This window comes from Paenibacillus phyllosphaerae (assembly GCF_014192105.1).
In the GTDB taxonomy this organism is placed as follows: Bacteria; Bacillota; Bacilli; order Paenibacillales; family Paenibacillaceae; genus Paenibacillus_Z; species Paenibacillus_Z phyllosphaerae.
Genome location: NZ_JACHXK010000013.1, coordinates 98,711 through 117,073, shown reverse-complemented (window position 1 = coordinate 117,073; position 18,363 = coordinate 98,711). Strand labels below are relative to the sequence as shown.

At 55.9% G+C, this 18,363-nt stretch carries 18 protein-coding genes; 15 read left to right on the top strand and 3 right to left on the bottom strand.

Annotation, left to right across the window (positions count from 1 at the left end; all coding sequences use genetic code 11):
* Positions 1 to 2 precede the first annotated feature (2 nt).
* A complete protein-coding gene (locus FHS18_RS23055) occupies positions 3 to 257 on the top strand; it encodes a YneF family protein (RefSeq protein ID WP_183602733.1) in 255 nt (84 codons plus the stop codon).
* A gap of 42 nt (positions 258 to 299) precedes the next feature.
* Complete coding sequence (gene folE, locus FHS18_RS23050) at positions 300 to 893, top strand: GTP cyclohydrolase I FolE (RefSeq protein WP_183602732.1); 594 nt, start codon at positions 300 to 302, stop codon at positions 891 to 893.
* Positions 894 to 1,289: 396 nt separating this feature from the next.
* Here the strand turns inward: folE and FHS18_RS23045 are convergent, their stop codons facing one another.
* On the bottom strand, positions 1,290 to 2,525 hold the full coding sequence (locus FHS18_RS23045) for a Fe-Mn family superoxide dismutase (RefSeq protein WP_183602731.1): 1,236 nt from the start codon (positions 2,523 to 2,525) through the stop codon (positions 1,290 to 1,292).
* Positions 2,526 to 2,783: 258 nt separating this feature from the next.
* Positions 2,784 to 3,917 carry an alpha/beta hydrolase gene (locus FHS18_RS23040; RefSeq protein WP_246427850.1) on the bottom strand — a complete coding sequence of 378 codons (1,134 nt, stop codon included), beginning with the start codon at positions 3,915 to 3,917 and terminating at the stop codon, positions 2,784 to 2,786.
* Between the two features lie 230 nt (positions 3,918 to 4,147).
* Here FHS18_RS23040 and FHS18_RS23035 point away from each other — a divergent pair, with 230 nt between their 5' ends.
* The 7 genes from FHS18_RS23035 (at position 4,148) to FHS18_RS23005 (ending at position 9,291) form a co-directional block, all read left to right on the top strand.
* Positions 4,148 to 4,894 carry an IclR family transcriptional regulator gene (locus tag FHS18_RS23035; RefSeq protein WP_183602730.1) on the top strand — a complete coding sequence of 249 codons (747 nt, stop codon included), beginning with the start codon at positions 4,148 to 4,150 and terminating at the stop codon, positions 4,892 to 4,894.
* Between the two features lie 192 nt (positions 4,895 to 5,086).
* Positions 5,087 to 5,569 (top strand): DUF2975 domain-containing protein, encoded by a 483-nt coding sequence (locus FHS18_RS23030; protein WP_183602729.1) that lies wholly within the window; start codon positions 5,087 to 5,089, stop codon positions 5,567 to 5,569.
* A 10-nt stretch (positions 5,570 to 5,579) separates the two neighbouring features.
* A complete protein-coding gene (locus FHS18_RS23025; protein ID WP_221401428.1) occupies positions 5,580 to 5,798 on the top strand; it encodes a helix-turn-helix domain-containing protein in 219 nt (72 codons plus the stop codon).
* A 359-nt stretch (positions 5,799 to 6,157) separates the two neighbouring features.
* Positions 6,158 to 7,096, top strand: coding sequence for a stalk domain-containing protein (locus FHS18_RS35260; protein ID WP_183602727.1), 939 nt, complete (start codon positions 6,158 to 6,160; stop codon positions 7,094 to 7,096).
* The gene (locus tag FHS18_RS23015) at positions 7,090 to 7,620 is read left to right on the top strand and encodes a hypothetical protein (protein WP_183602726.1); all 531 of its coding nucleotides are present in this window, start codon (positions 7,090 to 7,092) and stop codon (positions 7,618 to 7,620) included. The genes FHS18_RS35260 and FHS18_RS23015 overlap by 7 nt, the downstream gene beginning before the upstream one ends.
* A gap of 203 nt (positions 7,621 to 7,823) precedes the next feature.
* Positions 7,824 to 8,693: a YitT family protein gene (locus tag FHS18_RS23010; protein WP_183602725.1), complete on the top strand. Its 870-nt coding sequence runs from the start codon at positions 7,824 to 7,826 to the stop codon at positions 8,691 to 8,693.
* 127 nt (positions 8,694 to 8,820) lie between these two features.
* Positions 8,821 to 9,291 (top strand): YfbM family protein, encoded by a 471-nt coding sequence (locus tag FHS18_RS23005; protein WP_246427855.1) that lies wholly within the window; start codon positions 8,821 to 8,823, stop codon positions 9,289 to 9,291.
* Positions 9,292 to 9,350: 59 nt separating this feature from the next.
* Here FHS18_RS23005 and acnA read toward each other — a convergent pair whose 3' ends face one another.
* The gene (gene acnA, locus FHS18_RS23000; protein ID WP_183602723.1) at positions 9,351 to 12,068 is read right to left on the bottom strand and encodes an aconitate hydratase AcnA; all 2,718 of its coding nucleotides are present in this window, start codon (positions 12,066 to 12,068) and stop codon (positions 9,351 to 9,353) included.
* Positions 12,069 to 12,402: 334 nt separating this feature from the next.
* Here acnA and FHS18_RS22995 point away from each other — a divergent pair, with 334 nt between their 5' ends.
* From FHS18_RS22995 to FHS18_RS22970, 6 genes are all read left to right on the top strand, one after another.
* Positions 12,403 to 13,542: an amidase domain-containing protein gene (locus FHS18_RS22995; RefSeq protein WP_183602722.1), complete on the top strand. Its 1,140-nt coding sequence runs from the start codon at positions 12,403 to 12,405 to the stop codon at positions 13,540 to 13,542.
* Between the two features lie 128 nt (positions 13,543 to 13,670).
* Positions 13,671 to 14,750: a D-alanine--D-alanine ligase gene (locus FHS18_RS22990; RefSeq protein WP_183602721.1), complete on the top strand. Its 1,080-nt coding sequence runs from the start codon at positions 13,671 to 13,673 to the stop codon at positions 14,748 to 14,750.
* A 139-nt stretch (positions 14,751 to 14,889) separates the two neighbouring features.
* A complete protein-coding gene (locus FHS18_RS22985; protein ID WP_183602803.1) occupies positions 14,890 to 15,210 on the top strand; it encodes a hypothetical protein in 321 nt (106 codons plus the stop codon).
* Positions 15,207 to 16,337, top strand: coding sequence for a UV DNA damage repair endonuclease UvsE (uvsE, locus tag FHS18_RS22980; protein WP_183602720.1), 1,131 nt, complete (start codon positions 15,207 to 15,209; stop codon positions 16,335 to 16,337). Before FHS18_RS22985 ends, uvsE begins: the two co-directional genes overlap by 4 nt.
* Positions 16,338 to 16,537: 200 nt before the next feature.
* Positions 16,538 to 17,359: a sulfite exporter TauE/SafE family protein gene (locus FHS18_RS22975; protein ID WP_183602719.1), complete on the top strand. Its 822-nt coding sequence runs from the start codon at positions 16,538 to 16,540 to the stop codon at positions 17,357 to 17,359.
* Positions 17,360 to 17,463: 104 nt separating this feature from the next.
* Positions 17,464 to 18,315 (top strand): inositol monophosphatase family protein, encoded by an 852-nt coding sequence (locus FHS18_RS22970; RefSeq protein ID WP_183602718.1) that lies wholly within the window; start codon positions 17,464 to 17,466, stop codon positions 18,313 to 18,315.
* The last annotated feature ends 48 nt before the right edge of the window (positions 18,316 to 18,363 follow it).

Here is an 18,363-nt window from a genome sequence, read left to right as displayed (position 1 = left end):
GGATGTGGACAGTCATTATTTCGATCATTACGCTCATCGTTGGGGCGGTAGGGGGCTTCTTCGCAGGCGTCTTCTATCTGCGTAAGCAGATGGAGAAGATGCAGAGCGATCCGGACATGCTCCAGAAGATGGCCAAGCAGATGGGCTACAATATGAACAAGCAGCAGCTGCAGAAGGCGCAGCAAATGATGGGCAAGCAAGGACAGATGATGAGCAAGCAGGGACAGCAGAAGTTTCGTCCGGGCGGCCGCAAGTAAGAGGCTCCTTCGGAACGAACGCTTCGAAAGGAGTGCACAGCAATGGCAGGGAAGAAGGATTACGTGAATTCCGGCGTCGTCCGCAACCGCGAGCAGATCGAGCATCATGTGAAAGAAATCTTGAAGCTGATCGGCGAGGATGTCGAGCGCGAAGGATTGCTCGAGACGCCGGCTCGCGTAACGAGAATGTATGAAGAAATTTTCGCAGGCTATGAGGTCGATCCTAAGGAAGTGCTGGGCGTTACCTTTGACGAGCAGCATGAGGAGCTAGTCATTGTCCGGGATATCGTCTACTACAGCCAATGCGAGCATCATATGGCGCCGTTCTTCGGGAAGGCGCATATCGGCTATATTCCAAGCGGCAAGATCGCCGGCTTATCCAAGCTGGCGCGGCTTGTTGAAGCGGTCACCAGACGGCTTCAGGTGCAAGAGCGCATTACGTCGCAGATTGCCGATATCCTAACCGAGACATTGTCCCCGCACGGGGTAATGGTCGTCGTGGAGGGCGAGCATCTGTGCATGTGCGCGAGAGGCGTCAAGAAGCCGGGCAGCAAGACGGTTACTTCGGCCGTCCGCGGCGAGTTCCGTACCAGTGCGGCGCTTCGCTCGGAATTTCTGGCGTTGCTCAAACAATAATCGAATCGGGCGGTTTTCTTCCGGAATGGAGGAGAACCGCTTTTTTGTGTTTTTAGTGCGATAACTGGGGCATCGTTCCTCATATTCGTATAACGATTGGATGAAAAAGAAAAAATGCCGCGCTATGCATGGGTTATTATTGACGTGCTGAATGAGAATCATTATCATAGTCAATAGAGATAATGATAATGGTTCTCATTTAGGTGGATGAGTAAATTTACGATAATCAGAACGCCGCCGAAATTGCATTGCTATAGAACCGGCAACGTGAAGGACAGGAACAGGGGAGGTTCCATGAGAAGGCAGCCGGCAAGCTGCGGTCGGCACGGAATAGAAGAGCCAGCCAACGTTGGTCGGCTGGCTCTAAGGAAGCGTTCATCGTGCCGGTCGTATCGGTCAATAGGGTTCCCAGACGAGCTTGCTCGCCTTCTGGAAGCGTTCGTCCGCATAAGGCCAGTTGACGACATTCCACCAGTTCTTGATATAATCGCCCCGCTTGTTCTGGTGCTTCAAGTAGTAGGCGTGCTCCCAGACGTCGAGCGGGAGGATCGGTATCACATCCCATTGGGACAGATTCTGGTGCTTCTCTGCCGTCAGTATCTCGAGCCTGCGGCTGCGCGGACTCCAGACCAGGATTGCCCAGCCCCCGCCTTCGACTTTCTCGGCAGCTTCGCTGAACTGCCTCTTGAAGGCATCATAGCTGCCGAAGTCTCGGCGGATTTGGTTGGCGAGCTCGCCGGTTGCCGGGCCGCCGCGGCTTGGGCCCATCGTGTTCCAGAACAGCGTATGCAGGTAATGGCCGGCGCCGTTGAAGGCCAGCTCCCGTTCCCAATGCTTGACGAGCGCGAAGTCGCCGGACTTGCGTGCCTTCTCGAGCTCCTTCTCGGCCTTGTTCAGCCCATCGACATAGCTCTGGTGATGCTTGTCGTGATGAATCCGCATCGTCGTCTCATCGATATAAGGCTCGAGGGCATTATAGGCATAAGGCAGCGGGGGCAGGGTATGGCCGCCGATCGGCACGGAAGCAGCCGGAGCGCGGTCGGCTTCTTCCAACAGCTGAGGCTGCAGCTCGAAATTGGACACCGGGGTCTCGAGCGGGGCAGGCTCGGGCGCAGCTTGCTCGACCTGCGGCTCGCGGGCGTCAGACTCTGTTTGCGAGGTCTCGAGCTGCTTGGCTAACGGCTCTTCGGTATCCTCGCCTTGTTCCGGGCGTGAGGAGAGGAGCGTCTCGAGGACGCACAGGAAGTAGTCGGATTCCCGGATAATATGGTTGACGATGGTTACGGCAACCGGGCTGCCCGCAATTGCGCGGCTGTCGGTCGTCAGCTTGGTCAGCTGCTCGACGAACACGCGGGACTGCTTGGCCGCAATATGCAGCAGGGCGTCCGTCTGCGCTTTCGCCCAAGGCGGCAGCACGTCGGCGCACGGGATGAGGGCGCCCAGCAGCTTCTCCGCGATCAGCTCCGTGCGCGCGAAGATGGGCTCCCACGCTCTGAGCAGCGCAACGTAGGGCGCTTCCAGGTTAGGGGCAATCTCTTGGATGACAACGGTATGCTCCTTCTCCTGGGTCTTCCAGAATCGAATCTCTTCGAGCAAACGTAAGGGCATATAAGATCCGTAGACGAACAGCACGGCATCGGCCTCCTTGCAGGATATGTACCAGATAAGGCTGGCTTGGCATCCGGGAACGGACAACACGACAACAACCGCCCGGGAGTCGGACGGTTGTTGTGGGATTGCCTAATGAAACGCGCCTTCGCCATCAAAGCAGGCGTCAGCCGTTTCATCTTGTTCGCACCGAATGCTTCCTGTAAGCTAACGTATTCGGCAAGAGAGGCAGATATGACATGAACGGACCAAGCTTCGCGTCTGACGCGCGCTGCCTTTTCGTTAAGGCATCGCTTGGGCGAGTGAAATTTCGTTCTCGTAAGCGGCGTCGACTTGGCTTAGGAACAAAGCCGCCCGGCTAATATATTCTTTGGGACGCGTCTGGAAGAGCAGCTCATGCTTGCCGCCTTCTACGATCCAAGAACGGGAGAGGGCATTGTTCTGCGTCGCCGCGATGAGCTCGGCCGTTGCGACAGGCGCTTTGACATCGTCGGTACCGTGCATGATGAAGATCGGAATGGAATAGGCCGTGTCGAGCATTTGTTCAGCGGGAATATGATTAAAGTTTACGCCCGTAAATAGCGGGAGCATCCATTGCATAAGCGGCAGTGTCGGGAAACGCGGCAGATCGAGAAACTGTCGAACATTGTTGTACAGGGCTTCCGATGTCGGAACGAATAAGCTGTCGAGAATCATCGCATCGATCTGGTTCGTTTGCAGGGCGGCTTGCAGCGCCGTGCCTCCACCCATGGAGAAACCCCAGACGATCAGCTCATCGGTGCCTTGCGCTCTTGCGTAGTCGATCGCGGCCAGCAACTGCTGGGATTCTTCGATCCCGCCTGTCGCCGGTGAGCGGTCCACCGAAGAGGCATAGCCGTAATCAAACAGGAGGACGTTATAATCGAGACGGTGGAGCAGATTGGCCAATTCGTACATCGGCACCCAGGTTTCCTCGCGATTCGCACCATAGCCGTGGCTGAAAATCACGGTACGGCTGATCGCATCCGCCTCCGTCTGCGAGGTCAGAAGAACCGGGGACGAAGATCCGCTGCCGCCCGCTAGCTTTACGCCATCGTCAGCGCTTGAATCGGCTACAGCCGGTATGTACCAGCCATGCACGGTCGTACGGCCGCTGGCGCTCGGGAAGGACACATCCTGGTAAGCGAGTCCTTTGGCCTCCATCGGGTTCGATGTGAGCGGCGCTACGTAAGGATGGGCGATTACCCACGATACATAGCCATAGAAGATAAGGACGGCGAACATGAGCATGGCGACAAGCGCGGAACAGATCGCTATCGCAGCATGTCTGCGGCGTGAACGGGCATGTTGCTGCTCGGCAGGCCGCGGCGAGGGGGCAGGAAGAAACTCGGGAGTCATACTCCCGCCGGCAGGTAGCAGTGGTGCAATCGAACTCATGGTGGACTCCCCCTTTACCCAAACTTGAAACCGCTTAAACTAGTTCTATATTCCCATCGTAAGAGCTGCCGAATGGCCTGTCAATGAATGTCGACGTAATGTTAATGCATTGTAATGCAGTTGCAATATTCGGACACATCTCCGTTATGCTTTACGATAATCCTTCTCATTTGATATACTAGGTGTAACTAAGTTTCATAGTATGAAACCAAAAAAGGTGGTGCAGCATCATGAGTGAAGAAGGCAAATCGAATGTCCGCGCGGTCGAACGAGCACTGGATCTGCTGCTTTGTTTCACGATTCGCAGTGAATGGGCGATGGGCGAGTTAGCCGAGCAGACGGGTTTGCATAAAAGCACCGTGCATCGGATGCTCGCCACGCTTGAAGATAAAGGGTTCGTGACGCGTGATCGGATCTCGGAACGGTACAGGCTAGGACTTCGCGTATGGGAGCTGGCGGCGAATATGTCGCATTCGGACGATCCGGCGATTATCGGCCTCTCGGAGATGGAACGTCTTCGCGATCTGATCGGCGAGACGGTCAGCCTCTATATCCGCGACGGCAGCGAGCGGATTCGGATTCAGGCGGTACAGAGCAATCAGGCCGTACGCCGGGTCGCGCCAGTCGGCGACCGGCTGCCGCTCTACGTAGGCGCCTCGAGCAAAGTGTTGATCGCGTTCGAGCGCGTCGGCAAGCAGGAGGAGCTGCTGAACGATCCGACCTGGCCGGCGTCGATCGACCGGGGACAGTTCCGCAAGGTGTTGGAGGAGATTCAAGCGACGGGCTATGCGACAAGCTTCGAGGAGCGCGAGATTGGGGCGGCGGCCGTTGCCGCTCCGGTCTACAACCGTTCGGGCAGCCTGGTAGCCGCGTTGTCCGTATCCGGCCCGTCCAACCGGCTGACGCTGGAAGCGATGGTCCAGCACGTGCCGGCGATCTTCGAGGCGGCCAGACGGATCGGCGCGATGTTAAGATAGAGGCGTACAGGGGAGCAGCTGCTGCGGCAGCTGCTTTTTTCGTCTGCTTCGCGTTGCGGAAGACGGCTTCGGATAGGATGAGGATGGAATGGTAACAACAATAATGTATCAGTTTAGATTAAGTTTTTATTGCAAAACAATAAATTATCAGGTAAATTAGAATCAAATTTAACCACAAGCGAGGGGCTTTCTATGAAACGAGGATCAACGCTCTTTTTGAAGCTGGCTGTTATTCTCATGGGACTTCCGGTGCTGGCGCTGTGCATCTTCTTGGTGCCGAATTTGGCGAGCTACGCAGCGGAGTTGTATCCGGACCATACGTATCTCAAGTATCTCGTGTACATCGACCTCTATGCCTCGGCGATCCCTTTCTACATCGCCTTGTACCAGACATTCATGCTGCTCGGCTACATTGACCAGAACAAGGCGTTCTCGGAACTGTCGGTTCGCGTCCTGAAGACGATTAAGCAATGCGCGCTGATCATCAGCGGGGTGTACGTGATCGGGCTGCCGCTCTTCTACCTCATTGCGGAGCGGGATGATGCCCCGGGCCTCATTCTCCTCGGCATGGGTCTGATATTCGCCTCGCTGGTCATTGCTGTCTTCGCAGCCGTGCTGCAGCGGCTTCTGCAAGAGGCGATCGATATTAAATCCGAGAACGATCTTACGGTCTGAGGTGATGATTATGGCGATGATTATTAATATTGATGTGATGTTGGCCAAACGAAAAATGAGCGTGACCGAACTTGCGGAACGGGTAGGCATTACGATGGCGAACCTGTCGATTCTGAAGAACGGCAAAGCCAAAGCGGTCCGCTTGTCGACGCTTGAGGCGATCTGCAAGGCGCTGGATTGCCAACCCGGAGATTTGTTGGAGTACAGAGCCGAGGAAGAGAACGAGTAGTCAGCGACGAGAGGCATTGCTGTCACGGCGTTGCATAGGTCGCCGAGACGAATCAACGGCCTGTTGGATCGTTTGGCGCAAACTTAATCTAAGCATCATATCCGTTTCAGTTTGAATTAAGGTTGTCCGCTTATACTAATTCCAACGACCCCCCTTAATGTTAGATAGCTTTGCATGAACCCGCCTAGCAGTGGGTTATTTTTTTGTTCTGCGTTCAGCCGAATTGGATGAATGCAAAAAGCACGTTTCAGCCCAGCTGCCGGTTATCCGGCGGCTTTTTTGCTTTTTCTGGGCATAACTGGAACAATAGCGCCCTGTGAAGCGTCCATATAGAAAAGAAGGTTATGAAGGAGTAGGTCGTGAAGCGTCATATCGGAAAAATCGTCGTCGTGGTGACCGTTCTGGTCGTTATCGTCCCCACGTTGTTGTATGTGGAATTCTTCTACGGGATCGTTCAGAAGTTCCGGTTCGAGCAGCGGGCTGAACGGTACTTGGCCGCTACCTATGAGGAAGATATGAAGATTACGAAGGTTCGTTACACATGGGATAGTATGGTTCACCCGCTATTCGCGGTCGCGTCTCCGAAGTCCGACCCAGATCTGAGCTTTACCTTGTTCCCTGACGAAGAGCGTGAGTCGGGCGTATCGGACGACTATGCCACTACGTTATGGAAAACGCAGGCTATCGGGGAGGGTAGACGGCTGCTACAGTCCGTTCAACCGGAATATGCCCGGGATGCGGCCATCGACTTTTCCTGCTGCGATGTCAGTAATTACGATGTAGCCTCGATTCGGGGCAAGGTGCCTCATTTCGGTACGACGGGGCTTCCTTTCGATCTGGTCATTCAATTGAGCCGGCCGATTGGGGAGGGAGACCTGAATGCCATGTACCAATCCGTCACGGCATTGCGCAAGTCGGACTCACTCGAATTGGAACGGCTCACGTTCCTCTACCGGATGTCAGAGTATGGTGCCTCCGTCTATTTCGAGATCCCGGGCGGCGAGATGAACGCCATCGCATCAGCGGAGGATCTGGAGAAGTACAACGCCTCTCGGCTTCCCGCGCAAGACATCGCTGAGCGGATAGGCGCTTCGCTGCAATGGGACGAGAGGCAAAGTGAGGCGACTTTTTCCCGTAAAGGTACCACATTAGTCGTTCGCAGCTGGGGAAATGAGGCGATTCTGAATGGACAATCCCTTCATGACCCTATAGGCGCGTATATCGGGGATTATATGAAGCTCTACGTGCCGGTTCGGCTGATCGAGCGCGCTTTTGGCCAGGAGGTAGCGCTATGGTGATTCGTGAGAGGAAGGAAGACGGGATGAAGCCTACAAGAATGGTCTGTGCGGCATTGGTCGCATTAGGTATGGTCCTATCCGGTTGCGGGGCTAAAGAGCCTGCGGAGGCGCGGAGCACAGCGGCCTCTTCGCTCCCAAGTAACGATTCAGGTTGGACAGTCTATGAGCCCCTTAACCAATCGGCGGCTGTCGAGCTCATAGATGAGGCCGCGTATGAAGGTGACGAGCTGAAGGTCATTCAGGCGGTCAATAAGCGGGTCACCTATTACAACGAGCGGAATACCGAGTCCTATAAGACCCTCTTCACTTCCGATACGGTGAGTGGAACGGATCTGGGTGCGGACCCGGAGAACAAAACGATCATTACGAAGCTTAGCGAGCCCACATTCTTGGTTGTCAAGGACGATTCGATTACGCTTACTGTCCATGAGACCTATCAGGATTCGCCTTATGGGCCGGTGGGAGATACCTTGTATACGCTGCAACTGGAAGATGGGGAATGGAAGATTTATGGCATCGACTAGCAGGTTACCGGCAGCCGTGATCGGCTGCTTTTTGGCGCGGAAGAAATCGTGTATGCGGTCTGGGCAGAGACTATTCGTCCGTCCGATTCGCGTCGAAATTGCCCGAAACGTGATATTTGTCGCAATGTCAGGTAAAATTAAACCAAGTTTGGTTGAAGCCGCAATCATCAAGCTTAAACTAAATAAGGAAACGAGGTTCACGCATGAAGAAGGAGCACAAACAATCGGCCTGGTTGAAAAAAGTTTTACGGGCGCTGGCCGTCATCATCGGGGGATTCATTACCGCCTACGGGCTTGAAGCCGTACTGATTCCTAACAATGTATCGGATGGCGGCGTTACGGGTCTGAGTATCGTCGGCTACGAGCTAACCGAAATCCCGCTCGGTCTGTTAATCGGGGTTCTTAATATTCCGTTCGTATTCCTTGGCTACAAGCAGATCGGCAAAAGCTTCGCCGTCTATTCCGTCATCGGGATTGCCTCGCTAGCTGTCGGCACTTCCGTGATGCACCATATCTCGCCGATTATCGATGGCGATACGTTGCTCGTTACCGTGGTAGGCGGTATTATCATTGGCTTCGGCATGGGTCTCGCGCTGCGTAATGGCGGCGCGCTGGACGGCATTGATATGCTCGCCGTATTGCTGTCCCGCAAATTGCCTTTCGGTACGAGCGATCTGATCCTGTTCCTCAATATGTTCGTCTTTATCGTCGTATCGACCGTATTCGGTCTGCAAGGAGCGATTCTCTCCGCGATTGCCTACTATATCGCTTCGAAAGTTATACATATCGTGGAAGAAGGCTTGAGCGGCGCCAAGACGTTCAAAATTATTACGAAATCTCCGGAAGCGATCGTCGAGACCGTCCGCGACCGCCTGGGCCGCAGCGCTACCTATAACCTGGTGCAAGGCGGTTACTCGAACGAACAGTTCAAAGAGATCACTTGCGTCATCAACCGGTTGGAAGAGAGTAAGATGAAGGAAATTATTTATGAGATCGATCCGAGCGCTTTCGTCATGGTCTATGACGTGGTCGAAGTAAGAGGCGGGAACTTCAAGAAGCACGATATTCACTAAAGCGTGCAGAGCAGAGCAGTCGGCCGATTGGGCCGGCTGTTTTCTTTTTGGAGGAAATATGGATGCGGTACCGAAATATGTATGTGGCTCTGTACATGTATAAGGGAAAGAGGTAATAAGCGTGGGAATGATCGGGCACTTAATGCAAATAACGCCGGCGTCGCTAGCGGACATCCTGCAAGGCGAGGAAACGGTGGAAGCCTATATGGAGGCCGAGGAGATCGAATCGTTGTATCTGGACAAGTCCTGGCATGCGATACATTACATTCTGAACGGCAAAGCATGGGAAGGGGAAGAGCCGCTCGTGCATGTCATTCTCGGGGGCACGCCGATCGGCGAGGATTATGGTTACGGCCCGCCTCGATATTTAACGCCGGAGCAAGTCGAGCAAGTGGCCCAAGCGTTAACCGGGTTGCAAGGAGCAGAGCTTATCGGTCGTTATAATCCGGATCTAATGGCACAGCAGGACATTTACCCGCAAATCGATTGGGATGACGAAGAGGAGCAGCAGTACGTCTTCGATTATTATTGGAGTCTGGTCGATTATTACAAGGCCGCTGCCGCTAGTGGGAATGGCATGTTGTTATATTTGACCTAACCAAAAGAGGCATGGCCTCCTAAGCAGATGAACTGCTTGGGGACCATGCCTCTTACTTATTATTTCTCGTTGTTAGCTGCGATCATTTGGCGAAGTACCGTCTGGAGGATACCGCCGTTACGGTAGTAGTCGACGTCGACCATCGAGTCGAGACGAACGCGTACCGGGAATTCGAACGATGTGCCGTCTTCGCGAGTCGCGATGACTTGAACCGCTTGGCCTGGTTGTACATCGTTAGTCAGACCGACGATGTCGAATTTCTCACGGCCCGTGATGTTCAACGTCTTCCAGCCTGTGCCTTCTTGGAATTGCAGCGGCAGAACGCCCATGCCGACCAAGTTGGAACGGTGGATCCGCTCAAAGCTCTCCGCGATAACCGCTTTGACGCCGAGGAGGTACGTGCCTTTTGCCGCCCAGTCGCGGGAGCTGCCTGTACCGTACTCTTTGCCTGCGATAACGACGAGGTTCGTGTTGTCCGCTTGGTACTTCATCGAAGCATCATAGATGGACTCGACTTCGCCTGTAGGCAGGTGAGTCGTTACGCCGCCCTCTGTGCCTGGCGCCACTTGGTTACGGATACGGATGTTCGCGAACGTACCGCGCATCATAACTTCATGGTTACCGCGGCGGGAACCGTACGAGTTGAAGTCGACTTTCGCAACGCCGTTGTCCGTCAGGTAGGTACCTGCTGGGCTGTCAGCTTTGATGTTACCCGCTGGCGAGATATGGTCCGTCGTAACGGAATCGCCGAGCAGTGCCAGGACGTTCGCGTTCTTGATGTCGGCCATGTCGCTGATGCCAGCGCCGATGTTCTCGAAGAACGGCGGGTTCTGGATGTAAGTGGACTTGGAATCCCACTCGTAGCTCTCGCCTTGCGGTACGTCGATCGCGTTCCAACGCTCGTTCTGCGTGAACACGTTCTCGTATTTTGCACGGAACGTATCCGGGCTCATCGCTACGCCGATTGCGTCCGCGATTTCTTTGTTCGTTGGCCAGATGTCTTTCAGGTAAACCGGTACGTTGTCCGCGTCGTAGCCGATCGGATCGTTCGTCAGGTCGATGTTCACTGTGCCTGCAAGCGCGTATGCGACAACCAGCGGCGGGGAAGCCAGGTAGTTCGCTTTGACTTGCGCGTGAACGCGGCCTTCGAAGTTACGGTTACCGGACAGAACTGCCGCTACCGTCATATCTTCGTCAGCGATGGCTTTGCTTACTTCGTCCGGCAATGGACCGGAGTTACCGATGCAAGTTGCGCAGCCGTAGCCGGCAACGTGGAAGCCAAGCGCTTCGAGCGAGTCGAGCAGGCCGGCTTTCACGAGGTAGTCCGTAACGACCAGGGAACCTGGCGTCAGGGAGCTCTTCACGTAAGCTGGCTTCTTCAGGCCGCGCTCGACAGCTTTCTTCGCTACGAGACCTGCGCCGATCATAACGCTAGGGTTCGACGTGTTCGTGCAGCTTGTGATCGCCGCGATAACGACTGCGCCCGTACCCATTTTGCTCACGGCGCCGTTCGGATGTTTCACTTCAACCACTTGCTCAATCTTGCTGTCGGACAGGCCGTAGCCGCCTTTCTCGATTGGCGTGCGGATGATGTCGTTGAAGGAATCCTTCATGCTGGTCAGTTCTACGCGGTCTTGCGGACGCTTCGGACCGGCAAGCGATGGCACGACAGTGGAGAGATCCAGTTCAAGGATGTCGGTGAAGACAGGGTCTGGCGTCTCGTCCGTGCGGAACATGCCTTGCGCTTTATAGTAAGCTTCAACAAGCTCGATTTGCTCTTCGGTACGGCCCGTGTTGCGCAGGAAGCGGAGCGCCTCGTCGTCAACTGGGAAGAAGCCGATTGTCGCGCCGTATTCTGGAGCCATGTTCGCAACCGTCGCACGGTCTTCAAGGCCGATGTTGGAGAGGCCAGGACCGAAGAACTCGACGAATTTGCCGACTACGCCCTTCTTACGGAGAATCTGTGTAACCGTCAGCGCCAGGTCAGTTGCCGTTGCGCCTTCAGCCAGCGTACCCGTCAGGCGGAAGCCGATAACTTCCGGCGTAACGAAGTACAGCGGTTGGCCGAGCATGCCTGCTTCTGCCTCGATACCGCCAACGCCCCAGCCAACAACGCCAAGACCGTTGATCATCGTGGTGTGGGAGTCCGTACCGACGAGGGAGTCCGGATATACGACTGTCTCGCCGCCGATTGTTTTCGTTGCTGCTACGGAAGCCAGGTACTCCAGGTTAACTTGGTGAACGATACCCGTGCCCGGTGGTACAGCGCGGAAGTTATCGAATGCCGTCTGTGCCCAACGAAGGAAACGGTAACGCTCTTCGTTGCGTTGGAATTCGATGTTCATGTTATATTCAAGCGCTTCAGGGCTGCCGAATGCATCGACCATAACGGAGTGGTCGATAACGAGGTCAACCGGTACGAGCGGGTTGATCTGTTTCGGGTCGCCGCCGGATTTCTTCACGGTGTCGCGCATAGCCGCAAGGTCAACTACGACCGGTACGCCGGTGAAGTCCTGCAGGACGATACGAGCCGGGATGAACGGAATTTCTTTGTCTTCGCGGCCATCTGCCCATGTAGCGAGTTGTTTCACGTGTTCAGGCGTAATCGCGCGGCCGTCGAATTGGCGGACAGCAGCCTCGAGCAGCACTTTGATGGAGAAAGGCAGCTTCGAGATGTCGCCGAGACCTTGCTTCTCAAGGCCTGGCAGCTGGTAGTAAGTGTACGACTTGCCGCCAACCTCGAGTGTGGAACGAACGGAGTATTCGTTTTGAGACATGGTTGTGTAAACCTCCTGTCAAATTAAGTTGATGCTTGTGCCGGGAGAACTCCCTTAATCGTCATGAAAAAACGACCGAAATATGGCTGCCGCGGTGGCGAGCTTCATACGGTACTACGAACGTCGAGCTTGTTAGTTTCACCAAACGAAACTCGATTTCAAAATCACTACAATCAGTATAACTCGACCGCTCCAATTCGTAAAGACGCTTCCGCGCATTTGGCGCACATTGCTAGGAAGGCGTTCACAGGCGATACACATTCCTCATGATTTTGCCCGAATGCTCATATAATGAACCAACTTTGCTCGCCGAAAAAAGCAGGGAGGGATCGTCATGCCGCGCACAGGGAACAAGGCACGAAGGCCAGTCAAACGAAACGGCGCGAAAGCTGCGCCTATACCCGCCAGAGACAGCGGGAGCACGGAACCGGCAGCCGACAAGCTGACGGGGTGGAAGGCGGCCGTCCATGAATACGTGATGCTGTTCAACCAAGCCGAGATCGACCGGTACGCACCCGCTTTCGAAGACCTGGTGCGGGATGAGGACCATCTGCTCCGATTCGGCCAGAAGCTGCAAAGACTGAAGGAAGCGGAGCTGCTGCGGGGCGCGATTCCCAGCAAGAGCGAGACGAAGGTGGAACTGGAGCGGGTGAATGAATCCTCCTCCGGAACCGAAGTGACGGTTATGTTGAAACTGCACGTCGTGCGGACGATTGAGCAGATGGGACGCACGTACTCGGAGGCACGCAGCGAGCGCGAGCGGTTATGGCTGACCGCCGAGGATGGCCGGTATCGCATTACGCGCATTGAGCCAAGCCTGTCCGAGCGCAGGCCGCGATATCACACCCGGGATCCGCTAGCTGTGAGGGGGGGCGAGGAACAGCTGATCGACGAGCCGTATCCGAACGTGTCGATGCCCTTCATTAATTATGATGCGATGCCCGGGTTCAGGCAGACGCGTTCGCGGATTCGTTACAGGCGCGACCTGGCCGCCGCCTACGCGGACCGGTGGTGGAACGAAGCGAATCCCGCTTACGAGAATTTCGAGGTCAATTGCACGAACTATGTGTCCCAATGCGTGTTCGCCGGTCAAGCGCCGATGAACAGCACGGGCAGACGCGACACGGGCTGGTGGTACAAAGGCCGCAGCGGCGGGCGCGAATTGTGGAGCTACAGCTGGGCGGTATCGAATGCGCTGCAGAGCTATCTGGCGGGTTCGCGCCGCAGCGGTCTTCGCGCGACCGTGGTGGAGAGTGCCGGGGAGCTCGCGCTCGGCGATCTTATTCTGTACGACTGGAGCGGGGACGGCCGATTCCAGCATAGCACGGTCGTAACGGCATTTGATTCGTCAGGAATGCCGCTGGTGAATGCCAATACGGTGCCGAGCCGCCACAGGTATTGGGATTACAAAGATTCCTACGCGTGGACCGAGCAGACGAGGTATCGTTTTTTTCATCTGGCGGATGAGTTTTAAACCGTTGCAGCGGGTAAGAACCGGAAGGAAACGAGTTCAGGCTAGCCTAACGGGCGTATGCGGAAGGTCGGATAGGTATTGGCTCGAAGGAACAAGCGCATCATTCTTAGTTACCGGAGGATTAGCAGATGGGAGAAAAAGTGCGTGTTGGACTCGTGTACGGGGGCCGCTCAGCGGTTCAGGATCAAGCGCTTCAAGCCGCGATAACATTCATACGGGCTATTCATGTCGATCGGTATGAATTGAAGCCTTATTATATGAACGAAGAGGGGCAGTGGTTTACTGCCCCCTGTCTTAGCCTGCCGGCAGAGGAATGGGAGCTCGTGCTCCAGGCGGGCAGCAATCCGGCAGGCAGCAACCTGCCCAGTCTGGCGGGACATAATTGGTGCGAACTGGCTGCCTACAAGCAGGAAGGCTGCAAGCCGGTCGATGTCGTGCTTTCGCTGCTTCCTTCGGCTGGCGATTACGGCCATCCGCATCAAGGTGTGCCGGAGTTAGCCGACGTTCCTTATGTAAGCGGTGCCGGATGGATCGGCGCGCTGCCGGCGGAAGACCGGATCGGAATGAAGCAGTTGTTCGAGCAGGCGGGATTGCCGCAGCCGATCTTCCGTCATTTTAACCGGACGCAGTGGATGAAAGATCCCGGATTCTTCGTCATGGAGATTGAAGTCTCGGTCGGCTATCCATGCATGCTCACCTCGGTGGGCGCAGGTGAGCAGGAGCGGGAGATCATCGTGCATAACCGTGGGCTGCTGCTGGCGGCGATTAACTATCTGCTGCGGCTCGCCGGCAGCGTCGTCGTGGAGGAATATGTGGAAGCGCAATCAATCTCGGTCGATGTCATGGGTTGCGGCGAGCCGAATAGCTACTTCGCCGTTGACATGGATCCGGGCCGATCCGGTAACCCTATAACGGAAGTTGCGGCGGTGAGCGCCAAGGAAGTCGGCCAGACGATTCGGAACTTGGCCGTGCAGGCCGCGCGTGCTGTCGGAGGGCTTGGTCTGCTCCGCGTTCAGATAGACGTGAGTGAGCGCGATGGCACCTTGGTTGTGCGGAATGTCCAACCTGCGGTACCGCTCGGGCCGGTTACGTGGCATCCCGCATTAGGAGAGGCTGTCGGTTTCAGTTACGGGAAGCTGGTAGATACGCTTATTGCCGCCGCACGGGAACATCCAGCCGCGGAACAGGATAATGACGGGGTAGCGTAGAAACAATAAGAAGGTATCGGCGGCGGGACTACCGTCGCCTCTTTATATGAAGGCGAAGCTGCGGCATGCTGCATGTTGAGCCTTTCGGTTGCACTACATAACAAGATACCGGTTCATGAATGGAATGGAGGGAATTATGATGGGTTTCCAAACAGAGTTCAATTCGGTGTGCAAATTCAAGTCGGCGCAGGAACTGTACGAGCTGCTCGAATACGGCCGCGGCAAAATGGTCAAAAGCGGGTTCCGCGTCTATCCGACCGGCCAGAAGGTCATTGCGTACACGCCGCAGAATGAGGCGATCGCGATCGTGAAGATCGTGGCTTCGATCGCGGAGATCAACTTCCAGGGCGAAGAAGTGACCGAGGTGGAGATGGAGCTTGTCCGCAAGCTGAATGAGGAAGAGTCGCGCGTTCAGACCGCGCTTGCTTACGAGATGTTCTTCGGAGAGCAAGGCGCATGATCGTCCGCTTCGGCTTCGTCGCCATGACCATGCTGCTGCAAAACGCCTCGCCGTCCAAAACGATGACCTTTGCAAGCTTCACCAAGCTTGCCGATCGTGAGGCGGCCATTCGCAAGCTGGAAAGAATCGCGGAAGAGAACTTGCACAACACGCTTCGGGTTATACGCCATGCGGTAGCCCACGACATCAAGATGTATCGTTTCTCCTCGAAACTCATTCCGCTGCTCACGCATGAGGCATTGGCAGATTGGTCGCCATGGCCGGCGCTTGCGGACGGTTTCGCCTCGATCGGGAAGTTCGCGAAGGAGAAGGAGATGCGCGTCTCCTTCCATCCGGACCACTTCTGCGTGTTCAGTACGCCGCGGCCGGAAGTGCTGGAGAAGTCGAAGCAAGACATGGAGGTCCATCTGCGCATGCTCGAGGCGATGGGGCTGCCGGAGACGGCCAAGTGCAATATCCACGTCGGCGGCGCGTACGGAGATAAAGTGAAAGCCGGAGCTCGCTTCGTCGAGCAGTTCAACGCGCTGCCTGAGCGAATGCGCAACCGGATTACGCTCGAGAACGATGACAAGACGTTCACGGCCCGCGAGACGCTCGAAGCCGCCGAAGCGGTGAATGTGCCGATGGTGCTCGATATCCATCATCATGCCGTCAATGACGGCGGGGAGACCGATGCCAACCTGTACGGTGAGCTATGGCCGCGCATTCTGCGTTCGTGGCAGCTCGAGCCGCTTGTTCATCAGGAGCACCCAGAACGGGTGCTCGCTGGGGCGGACTCCGTATCAAGCGGAAGTTCCGGGTTGCACACCGGCAGTGGAAGCGGAGGCGGGAGCGGGCCATTGCATATCTCGGCTATAGGCGACGTCATCGACCCTATGCCGCCGAAGTTGCATATTTCGAGCCCGAAGAGCGAGAAGGACCCGCGCGGCCATGCCGATAATGTGGAAGCGGGACCTGTGCTGCGTTTCCTCCAGGAGGTCGCAGGTTCGACGCCTCGCCTCGACTGCATGATCGAAGCCAAACGCAAGGACGCGGCCCTCATCACCTTGATGGATGATATGCGTCAGTTGGCTGCTGCAGGCGAGCGGATCCGGATCATTGACGGGGCCACGATCGAGGTCTTCTAAGCATTCTTTATCGCGTGCGGATAGGGAAGGACATGCCTCTCAGGCATCCCCGGAGCGTTGGCGGGGCTGGAGCGCATGTCCTTTTGCATGCGTCATAAGACGTTCACCTTGAGACTGGCGGAGTTCTCCTGCTTGGGGTAAAATTGAAAGCAACCATGCCATCATGGAGTGGTGCATGAGACGAAAGGACGTAACCCATCATGCTGGAGATTGCGCTGCTCCTCCTGTTAGGTCTGTTGGCATCCGTATTCGGCAGTATCGTCGGACTCGGCGGCGGGATTATCATTGTCCCCTCGCTCGTGCTGCTCGGAACGAAGCTGACCGGCTCGGAGATTGACCATGCGACAGCTGTTGGAACTTCGCTTGTCGTGCTGATCGTCACTGCACTAGCCTCTACCTTATCGTATGCGAAGAAAAAGAGGGTCGATTTCAAAAGCGGCTGGCTGCTGTTCATCACCAGCGGACCGGCGGCAATGGTTGGTTCGGCGCTGACGTCCAGCTTGAAGGACGGCGTGTTCCAGCTCGTATTCGGTATTTTTATGCTGCTCATGGCAGCGCTTCTCGTTGCCCGGGATTATATGAAGCCGATCACCAAACAATGGCCGATCGAACGGACGTTCATCGACGGGGATGGGACGGTCCATACCTATGGTTATGCGATCGCGCCGGCGCTTGCGGTCGGGGCGCTCGTCGGACTCGTATCCGGATTGTTCGGTATCGGGGGAGGATCCCTGTTCGTGCCGGTCATGGTGCTGCTGTTTCGTTTTCCGCCGCATCTGGCAACGGCGACGAGTATGTTCGTCATCTTCCTCTCCTCGATTCTAGGCAGCGGCGTACATGCGTACCTTGGCGAGACGAATTGGTGGATTGTGCTGATGCTCGTACCCGGCGCATACATTGGCGGTAAGCTCGGGGCATATATCGCCAGCCGCATGAGCGGCAAAGGTTTGCTATGGCTGCTTCGGGTCACGTTGGTGCTCCTGGCCGGACAGCTTATTATTGAAGGCATTATTCATTTGTAGCAAGGGCGCCGGGCAAAGAATGGACGAAACTTTGCTATACTGCCGGCGTATAGTAGTAAGGCATTACCAGTCTTTTGAACTCATAGGAAAGTGGTGTGTAGGCCGTGAGCGACCAGCAGCAGCCCGCCGTGGGTAGCAAGAGCTTTACTGCGGTGGCCATCAATTGTGCCGCGAAAGCGGGAGAATGGATCAAGACCAAACTAGGTAATCATACAAGCCTATCGTTGAAATATTCGGCGCAAGATCTCGTAACGGAAGTCGACAAGGGCTCGGAGAAAATGATCAAGAGCCTCATCCAGACGCATTTTCCCGACCATTCCTTCCTCGGCGAGGAAGGCGTAGAGCCGGGTCCTGAAGCATCGGCCAAGGCGCTTCAGAGCGTACGCGATGCGGAATACTTGTGGATCGTCGACCCGGTGGACGGCACGACGAATTTCGTGCACGGATTCCCGTTCTTCTCCGTCTCGATCGCGCTTGCCTATAAGGGCGAAGTGATCGTCGGCGTCGTGTACGATCCGATGCGCGATGAGTTGTTCGTCGCGGAGAAAGGGAAAGGCGCGTACGTGCGGGGCAAACGGATGACGGTATCTCCGGACGATACGCTCAAATGCAGCCTGATCGCAACCGGATTCCCGGCCGATCCGACCTATGCGCTTCCGCTCAATATGAAGGGGCTGCAGGCATTGGTGCCTGAGGTGCGCAATATCCGTTCCGGCGGTTCGGCAGCGTTACATATGGCATATGTCGCCTCCGGCCGACTGAGCGGGTTCTGGGAATTCGGCCTGAACGCATGGGACCTGGCAGCAGGATCGCTGCTCGTCACCGAATCCGGCGGGCACGTCACGGATACGAAGGGCAGCCTGTACGATATCGGCGTGCGCAACGTCGTCGCCACGAACGGCCATATCCACGAGGAATTCTTGGGTGTGCTGGCGAAGGCGGACGCCGCGGGGTAAGCTTCCATTCATGGGGCGAACCTTGAAGCGGTTGAATCATTGATGCGA